Annotated in this window: 8 protein-coding genes and 1 pseudogene; 2 read left to right on the top strand and 7 right to left on the bottom strand. The window is 70.7% G+C overall.

All coding sequences use genetic code 11. The features are described 5' to 3' along the window. The coding region (locus A9X04_RS20265) for a hypothetical protein (RefSeq protein ID WP_156764443.1) at positions 1-386 on the top strand (386 nt) is incomplete at its 5' end. Between the two features lie 165 nt (positions 387-551). Here the strand turns inward: A9X04_RS20265 and A9X04_RS20260 are convergent. From A9X04_RS20260 to A9X04_RS20235, 6 genes are all read right to left on the bottom strand, one after another. Further along, positions 552-1,373: an Ig-like domain-containing protein gene (locus A9X04_RS20260; protein WP_067924277.1), complete on the bottom strand. Its 822-nt coding sequence runs from the start codon at positions 1,371-1,373 to the stop codon at positions 552-554. 215 nt (positions 1,374-1,588) lie between these two features. Beyond that, positions 1,589-1,843 carry a hypothetical protein gene (locus A9X04_RS20255; protein WP_067924276.1) on the bottom strand — a complete coding sequence of 85 codons (255 nt, stop codon included), beginning with the start codon at positions 1,841-1,843 and terminating at the stop codon, positions 1,589-1,591. Between the two features lie 70 nt (positions 1,844-1,913). Beyond that, positions 1,914-3,737: an Hsp70 family protein gene (locus A9X04_RS20250; RefSeq protein ID WP_067924275.1), complete on the bottom strand. Its 1,824-nt coding sequence runs from the start codon at positions 3,735-3,737 to the stop codon at positions 1,914-1,916. A gap of 123 nt (positions 3,738-3,860) precedes the next feature. Continuing rightward, a complete protein-coding gene (locus A9X04_RS20245; RefSeq protein ID WP_067924274.1) occupies positions 3,861-5,360 on the bottom strand; it encodes a dynamin-like GTPase family protein in 1,500 nt (499 codons plus the stop codon). After that, positions 5,357-7,189, bottom strand: a complete 1,833-nt coding sequence (locus A9X04_RS20240) for a dynamin family protein (protein ID WP_067924273.1) — start codon at positions 7,187-7,189, stop codon at positions 5,357-5,359. The genes A9X04_RS20245 and A9X04_RS20240 overlap by 4 nt, the downstream gene beginning before the upstream one ends. 99 nt (positions 7,190-7,288) lie before the next feature. Then, entirely contained in the window at positions 7,289-8,248 is a 960-nt protein-coding gene (locus A9X04_RS20235) for a hypothetical protein (RefSeq protein WP_156764442.1), read from the bottom strand. Here A9X04_RS20235 and A9X04_RS20230 point away from each other — a divergent pair. After that, entirely contained in the window at positions 8,231-8,506 is a 276-nt protein-coding gene (locus tag A9X04_RS20230; protein ID WP_067924271.1) for a hypothetical protein, read from the top strand. The genes A9X04_RS20235 and A9X04_RS20230 overlap by 18 nt on opposite strands. On the opposite strand, the pseudogene A9X04_RS32120 reads toward A9X04_RS20230, so the two are convergent. Beyond that, positions 8,503-8,796, bottom strand: a pseudogene (locus A9X04_RS32120) (hypothetical protein); the annotation flags it as partial. The gene A9X04_RS20230 and the pseudogene A9X04_RS32120 sit on opposite strands and share 4 nt — an antisense overlap.

Here is an 8,796-nt window from a genome sequence, read left to right as displayed (position 1 = left end):
GGGCCGCCGGTGCCGATGGCGGCGCGGCGGCCGCGGGCGGAGCGCCGACCGCGGAGGTCTGCACCGCCAGCGCGCCGCTCACCGACATGGCCGGTGTCCCATTGGCGGTGCCCGGCCCGCTGCCGGTGGGCGCCCCCGTGCCGTTGCCCCTGGGCGCCCCGCTGCCGCTGCCGCTGGGTGCGCCGCTGCCCATCGCCCCGGTGGTGCCGGCCGGCGCTCCGTTGGTCGCACTCGGTGGGCCGCTGGCCGCCGGCGCGCCCCTCGACGGGATCGCCGGTGCCCCGCTCATCGACATGTCCGGCGTCAAGGACGCGCCGACGGGAGCGGCGCCGACCGGCGGACCCCAGCCCGGTCAGCCGGTCGCGCCCGGCCCGGGCGCGCACTGACCCCATCCCTCCCAACCGGAAGGACCCGCTGGCGGCCACCAGCGGGTCCTTTCTTATGTGGTTCGCTGCTTGACGTCGTCGAGCGTGCAATTGGTTTCACAGTCGACCGCGAGCGTGAAACTAACTTCACGGCTCGGCGGGGTGGGCGATCGGGTGGGGGCCTCCTCAGGACGGAGGCCGCTCCCAGAGGTCTTGCTTGACGATCACCGGGTCGCCGACATTGACCGTGTTGTAGTACCACTCGGCGTCTTCGGGGCTGAGGCTGATGCAGCCGTGGCTCACATTCTCCAGCCCCAGCGATTGAACGGCCCACGGGGCCGAATGCACGAACAGGCCGCGGTTGGTGATCCGGACGGCGTAGTCGACGTTGAGCAGATAACCGTTGGGATCGTCGACCGGGATGCCGACGCTGCTCGAATCCATAAGCACCGAGCGCTCTTTCGACAAGACGGTGTAGTTGCCGACCGGCGTCGGATACTCGGGCCTACCCATCGACGCGGGAAGCACCCCTTCTTCGCCGAAGTGGGGCCGGTGATGCGGGGTGGGCGGCGGGGTCGCGTCGACGCCGTCGACGCTCACCTTGAACGTGTGGTCGGTGATGTTGGCGATGCCGATGACCTTGGGGCCGGTCTTGAATTCCGTGGACCGGCCGTCCACCGAGAGCGCCACCGTGCTGTGCGCCGGCCAGTAGTGGGCGGGGACCCACTGCACGACCTTGTTGTCGAGCCATTCGAACCTGCCCGTCATCGCGGGCGTGGACGTGACCGCGATGGCGCGTTCGGCGGCGTGCCGGTTCGCGACGGGGGCGTCGAACGTCACCACGACGGGGTGCGCCACCCCCACCGTCGCACCCCGCGCCGGCAGGACCGACGCGATCGCGAAGTCATGCGGCTGATTCGCCGCCGCATCGCTGGTGCCTGCAGGCCCCGCAGCCACACCCGCGGCGATCCCGACCGCCGCAAGAACACACCGAACGTCCGCTCGCATGGCTCCGATTCCTGTTAACTGACACCGTTGTAATAGGAGGATCGTAAATCCCCGCTGACCAGCGGAAGCGCAAGGGCGCGTTAGTATTTGATCAAGCATCGGTCACGTTTCGGCCACGGGGGTTTAGTCCGAGAAATGACGCCCTGTGCTGGGGCTTCAGCCGCGCGGCATGGCGGGTCCGCCGAAGCGGTGTCGAGGACGTGTGAGGCCCGGATTCAGCCGCGCGGCGAGCGGCCGTCGTGGTGGTCTTCGTCGTCCTCGTCGTCCCAGTACGCCCACTCGGGAAGCGGTGTGCTCGGCATCGCGCCATAAACGGACGCCTCGTAACCGGGCTGGATGCCGCGCCCTCGCCAGTGCGGATCCAGCCTGTTCGCCCGTGAGCGCCGCACCCCGCGGACGATCAACGCGACGACGCCGCCGACGATGAGGGCGATCACCGCGACCTTGAGGATGAGCAACAGCAGGGCCATTTGTCCTCGAGTGTTGCACAGACGTGTTGTCGCCCAAGCGCTTTTCCCCGGCAGCGGCGCGGGACCCGGGCTACGGGATCGGCGGGATGGTCGGGATCCCAGGGATCCGGGGTATGCGCGGAATCGGTGGTACCTGAACCGATGTCGGCGGATTGTCCGTAGACGGTGGTGGCGGTGCCGGTGGCGACGTCGTGGCTGTCGACGGAGTGCTCGTCGGCGGCTCGGTAGTCGTCGGCGGCGGTTCGGTGGTCGCCGGCGGCGGTTCGGTGGTGGTCGGCGCCGGCTGAGTGCTCGCCGGCGGCGGTGGAGCCGGTGCGGCCGTGCTGGGCTGCGCGGGGGCCTGCTGCGCCGGGGCCGGGTTTGTCTGCACCGGGGAAGGCGGCGGTGACGGTTGCGGCGTGGTGGCGACGCCGGGTGTCGGTGCGACGGGTGTGTTGGTGGAACCGTGGCTCAGAGCCAGCATGATCACCGCGCTGAGGGCCAGCACCGTCGCGGCCGCACCGAGAACGAGCACCAATGGCCGCCGATACCAGGCGATGTCGGCGCGGCGGGCCTCGTCGGGGAGGGGTTGTTCCTCGAACCGCAGCTCGGGACGGGCGTGACCGGTCTCGTCGCCGAACTGAAACGGCGGCGCGGCGGATGGCGCTGGAGCGTGATCGCCGGCCCAGCCCGGAGGCTCGTCGGTGGCCAGGGGCATCATCCCCGATTCGTCGCCCGCCTCAGACCACGCCAGAGCGGGCATGGCAGCGGACACCGGCACCACGTCCTGCAGGGTCGGTTCCGCGAGTGCCGGTGGCGCCGCCACGCGTGGCGCGGCGGCCAATTTCGTTGCGCTGTCGTCGGCCGGCCCGCGTGCGGCCCGCAGCGCCGCACCGGTGGCGGCGGCCAGCTGCGGCCGCGGTGACGTGATGACCGGCACGCGAAACTGCTCGGACAGCCGCGTGGTGACCTCGAGGATCGCCGCGCCACCGCCCACCGAGGCGACGGCAACCAGGTCGGTGGCTCGGATCCCGTTGCGCGCCAGCGTGTCTTGTAGAACATGGACGAACTGGTCCAGCGGCTGATTGATCGCTTCGTTGAGTTCGGTTCTGGTGAGCCGAATATCCCCACGGAAGCCCGGCAGGTCGGCGGGCAGCGTGGTCGCCGTACTGGCCGAGAGGCGCTGTTTGGCCGCCCGGCATTCGGCCCGCAGCCGGGTCAGCGATCCGATCGCCGAAGTGGCCGAGACGTCGATGGAACCCGCGGACGACAAATCCGCCACGATGTGGGCCAGTAGGGCTTGGTCGATCAGTTCCCCGGAGAAATCCGTGTGGCGCACCGTGGCGCCGATGGGCTGGTAGCCGTTGGTGGCATCGGCAAGGGTGATGCTGGTGCCGCTGGCACCGAAGTCGCACACGGCGACGATCCCGCGGATGGGCAGACCCGGGTTGGTCTGCAGGGCGGTCAGCGCAGCCGCGGCATCCGAGACCAGCGACAGGGATTCCGGACCGCCCGACCATTCCGGCACCCGGCTCAGCGCCGCGCGCAACGCGTCCACCGCGGCGGGGCGCCAGTGCGCGGGGTGGGCCACCGCCGTCGCCTCGGGCAGCGGATGGCCGCCGGTCGCGGCGTAGGCGAGGGCACGCAGCGCGTTCGCCAGCAGCGCCTCGCCGCGATGCGTCGAGCCGTCAGGGGCCACGATCCCGACCGGGTCTCCCACCCGGTCGACGAAGTCGGTGATCACCAGACCGGGCTCGTCCAGGTGGGGGTTCTCCGAGGGCACGCCGACTTCCGCGGGGCGATGGTGGTACAGCGTCAGCACCGACGTCCGGGTCACCGCCCGATCGGCCGTTATGGCTGCCAGGCTGGCGGTCCCGGCCGACAGCCCCAGCGCCCGTCTTGCTTCCGTTGGCATATCGTCCAATTCAGGTGTCCGCCGGCGTGCGTATGCGCGGCCACGACAATGTATCGGCAGCCAACCTATAGCAGGCCGGCGTTGTCATCCGATTCACACACGTCGATCGCGGGCGTCGGGGCATCACCGCGGCCGGACGCCGCCATCGCGCGCGGCGAACTCCGCCACCATCGCTTCGGCGCTCCGCACCGCCGCGCGGCATGCCCTGGTGGTGAACGGATCGTTGAGTGGATGCTCGGCGCGGCGGCGCCAACGTTGCGCCGCGGCGAACGCGGCGCGCGGCGCGTCATGGTGCGCCTCGGCGGCCAGCCCCAGCCTGCTGGCGGCGTCGGTGCCCGAACCGCCGATGAGGCGCCGCAGCGACGCGAGCTCTTCGTCGTGCAACGCGGTCGCGCGCGAATGCAGCTGGCTCAGCAGGCGCAGCTCCTCGAAGGCGTGGGTGTCGGCCAGCAACGGGTCGAGGTCGGCGAGGATGCGCGGCGTGACCGCGATCGGGTAGGTCTCCACGAACCGGCGCAACGACACCAGTGCGGTGTGCGCCTTGAGCATGTCGGAGCGCTGGGCGAACTGCTGATCGATGACGTTTCTCAACGCGACCAGCCCGCTGCGTTCCAGCAACTCGTCGGCCAGCCCCGCCGCGTCGGTGACGCCGGCCTTGAGCACGGCGATCGAGATCCGGATGCCGAACATGCCGAACCGGTCGAGCAGCCGGCCCCGCGTCGCGGCGTCCACCGGCAACGGGCTGTCGGGACGGACGAAGCGGTCCGCGCTGAGCATGGCCTTGTGCAGCTCGGCGGCATCGACGCCGGCGAGTTTTTGCAGCGCGCCGAACTCCGACTGGCGCAGCGTGCGGGCGGTCAGCGCCAGCAGTCCCGACACCGGCACCACGGCCTGGCAGACGCCCGTCTGGCTCAACTCGCGGGTGAACCTCTTGGCCACGTCTTCGGCCGAGAGCATGGCGTCGAGCCGCCCCGCGCCGATCTCGTCGGCTCGCGACGCCACACCGATGATGCCCAGCGCCCCAGTCGTCCCGCCGACGAGGTCCCCGATCTGTTTGAGCAGCGCGATGTCGGCGGCGTTGAGGGTGCGCAGCAGGAACACCACCGCGTCCACCCGCGGCATCCCGTCCTCGGGCACCAGCAGCCGCAGCGTGCGCGCCGAGACGTCACGCGCCAGCGACGAGGTCCCCGGCGTGTCGATGATCGTGGTGGCGATCAGCTCGTCGGCGGGCCATTGCACGTCGAGGTCAACCACGTCGTGAGGGTCCAGCCTGCTCAGGTCGAAGCCGAGTCCGCCGTCGCGCAGGATCGGCACATGAGAACGGCGCCCCCCACGATGGTTGGCGATGACCTTCGGTGTCGGGCCGTGCCGAAACCAGGTGACGATCCGGGTGGCCTCGGTGGCGTCCGTGGGCGCGACGGTTTCCCCGACCAGCGCGTTGACCAGGGTGGATTTGCCGGCCTTCAGGGTGCCCGCCAGTGCGATGCGCATCGGTTCGTTGAGCCGGGCGGCGATGCGCTGCAATTCATGGAAGACGTCGGGCCGCTCACGGTAGGCCGGCTCCGCCTGGTAGGCGCGAATCGTTCCGCCCAGGATGGCGCGGACCTGCTCGCTGGTGCTCACACCCGTGTCACCTCGGGCGCGAGCTTGTCGACGTTCTCGGTGACCTGAGTCAGGATGTTCAACTGCCGCTCCAACTCGCGGATCCGGTTATCGCGCTCGGTCTCCTCTAACCGCGCGGCGGCGATGGTCGCCTGCAGCGACTCGTTGAGCGAGCGGGTGGCCTGGTTGGCGATACCGCGGTAATGGTCCCGCAGCTGACGTTGGATCGTCTTGAGCCGGTCGCGCGACTCCTTGCCGACCACGAAGGACACATCGTCGACGAAACGCCGCAGGTTGGTCTTGGCCTCGTTGCGGGCCCGCAGCAGCCGGTTCTCCTTGTCTTCCTTGTAGGCCATGCGGCCCATCACCAACCCTGCCCCGACCGACAGCGGGTTGAAAAGGCCCAGCCCGGCGACCGAGGACAGCATGCCGACCATCACCATGCCGCCGTAGGAGCCGCGCATGCCCGTCACCACCTTGTGGCCTTTGCCCATGGGTTTGGACTCCAGCCGGGCCAGGGACTTGAGCTGCCCGAAGTCCGCGCCCATGGCTTGCGCGCTGAGCTCGGGCATCGCGACCGCACCCAGCCCCGCCTCGACGAAGACGCGGGCTACTTCCTGGGCGAGGGTTTTCGCGCGCTGGTAGGCCCAGACGAAATTGTCGCCGACGGCGGTGGCGACGGCGTTCTCCACGTCCACCCCGATCTCCGCCCAGTGCCGGGTGGGGTCGCACGAGTCGATCACCCGCTCGGCGTGCTCGGTGATGGCCCGGAAGCGTGCCCGCAGATCGTGGTCCACGTCGCCGGTCAGGTCGGTGATCCCGTCGTTGAGCAGCTGCTGCCACAACGCCGTCTGCTGCAGCGCGTCCTCGGCCTCGCGTTTGCGTTGCTCCAGGTCCTCGGTGAGCCGCCCACCGACGTCGGCGTCGCTGAGCGCGGCCAGCTCAGAGCGCACGGCAAGCGTCAAATGCTCTGCCGCCGAGCGGATTTCATCCAGCACCTGGTCTCGGAGTTGGTCGTTGCGGCGGGCCAGCACGTCCTCGCTGAGGAACTTCACGATGGCCGGGAAGTTCGACTCGTCGTTGAGTTCCTTGTCGTTGAGGGTGATGGCGTGGCTGCGCAACAGCGACGACACCGGAAGCACCGGCATCGGTAGCCGGGCGCGCTGCAGGTGTCCGATGTTGGCGTTGACGATCTCGCGCCAATGCGGGTACAGGTCGGTCTTGGTGGCCAGCAGCACCCCGACCGGACAGATTTGATGGGCCTGCTGCACGAACCGCATTTCCGGCTCGGTCAATTCCTGGCTGGTGTCGCTGACCATGAGGATCGCGTCGGCGTCAGGTAACAGCCCCAGCGTCGCCGACAGGTGCGGCTGGCCGTGACCGCCCACGCCGGGCGTGTCGATGAAGGTGAGCCCCCCTTGCAGCATCGGGCTGGGCGCGCCGACCTCCACCCGGAGCACGTCGCGGCCGGCGGCCTGGGGAGCCTGACGCAGGTCGGTCTGCAGCTCGGCAACCGGGACGTCAGCGGTTTCTGGTTCGCTGTTGGGGCCTGCGAGGACGATCCGCGCCGACGGCGGGTCGCCGTAGGCGACGACCGTGATCAGCACCGTGGCCTCGTCGTCACCGACGCGTGCGACGGGCATGTTGAGCAGCGAGTTGAGCAGCTGGCTTTTGCCCTGCTTGAGCTGGCCGGCGATCACCACCCGGATGTGGGGGTCGGTGATGCGTTCGCGGGCCCACCCGAGCCGCTGGCGGAGGTCGCCGCGGCCGTTGAGGTCGGCGATCGTGCTGGTGTGATCGATCAGTTCGACGATCACGTTGACCCGGCGCGGGTCATCGGGCTGAGTCACCGGGTCGCCCTACTTTCTGCGTTGAACTCCGAACACCGTATGCCCACCAACCGGCGGGAACCCTGTAAGGTCCCCGCCGGTTCGCGGCAATGCCTCCGATCAAAACCCGGTGTGCGGGTCCACCGGGTGGTGCGTCATCGGGTCGCTTTGGGCCGGCGTGTGCGAAGCCGCCGGGTCGTAGCTGCTGTGGTCGAACACCGAGTGACTCGAGGCGTCAGCGGCCGACTGTCCCGACGCGTCGAACGCCGTGTGGCCGGACGGGTCCCCGACCGTCGACGTGCCCTGCAGGGCCGAGTGTGCGCCGACCGAGGCCGCGCTTTGGCCGGCGGCCGCCGCGTTCGGATCCGCGTGCGCGGGGGTGCTGGGACTCTGAATGACAGAGGAGCCGCCGCCCGCGACCGCCGCGTGGCCAGCGGCCGTGGCGGCAGAGCTGCTGTCGTGTATGACGCCACTTTGGTCTGCGGAGACGTGGCCGGTACTACCGCCGGCCGTCGTACCGCTGCCCAACGTAGCGCCCTCGTGGCTGAGAATGCTGCCCTGCGCGTTACCGCCGGCGCCGACCGCTGCGCCACCACCGGCACCGACCTGAGTTGCCGTACCGCTTTCGGTGGAGGGAGCCGTCGGGGCATGGCCACCGAGCGCGGCGCTTTCGCTGTTGAGGATGCTGCCGTGCGCGCCGGCTTGGCCGCCCGCGGCGACTCCGCCTTGGCCGCCCGCCGCGACTCCGCCTTGCGCGCCGGTCAGCTGGGTGCCACCGCCGAGCGCTGCGCTTTCATTGCCCAGGAAGCTGGCGTGACCGCCGGCGTTGGCTGCGAGCGCCGCGTTTCCCGCAGCGCTGGCTTGGGCGCCCAGGCCGACATTGCCTAACGAGCTGGCTGCCGCCTGAGCGCCGGCGGCACCGCCCACGGCGGTAGTGCCGCTGACGCCACCGACGGCGGAGCCGCCACCCGTGCCGAACGCGCCCCCGCCTGTGCCGAGGGTCGCGCCCCCGGCGGCGCCGGCCTGGCCGCCTACGCTGACGCCGCCCGACGAGCCGCCGAGTTGAGCTCCGCCGCCCACCTGGCCGCCGGCCTGGCTGCCGAAGCCGCCGCCGGCCTGACCGCTGAAGCCGCCGCCGGCCTGACCGCTGAAGCCGCCGCCAACGCGGCCGCCGAAGCCACCGCCAGCTTCACCCTCGGCGCTTGCCTGACCACCAGCTCCGACCTGTCCGCGACCTCCGGCCTGGCCGCCAGCTCCACCCTGGCCGCCAAAGCCACCTCCGGCACGCCCACCTGCGTCGCCGCGGCTACCGCCAGCGATCTGGCCGCCGCCCCCTAGGCCGCCACCAGCCTGGCCGTCGACGCGGCCTTGCCATCCGGCGTCACCACCGACACCGAAGCCACCGCCGGCTTGGCCGCCGAAGCCGCCGCCGAGGCCCGCGCCGGCGTCACCACTGAGACCGAAACCTCCACCGGCTTCGCCGCCGGCTTGGCCGCCAACGCGGCCTTGCCATCCGGCGTCACCGCCGAGACCGAAACCTCCACCGGCTTCGCCGCCGAAGCCGCCGCCAAGGCCCGCGCCCGCGTCGCCACCGACACCGAAGCCACCGCCGGCTTGGCCAGCGAGGC

The organism is Mycobacterium sp. E3247 (assembly GCF_001667785.1).
Taxonomy (GTDB): domain Bacteria; phylum Actinomycetota; class Actinomycetes; order Mycobacteriales; family Mycobacteriaceae; genus Mycobacterium.
This window is presented reverse-complemented; position numbering and strand designations above follow the sequence as displayed.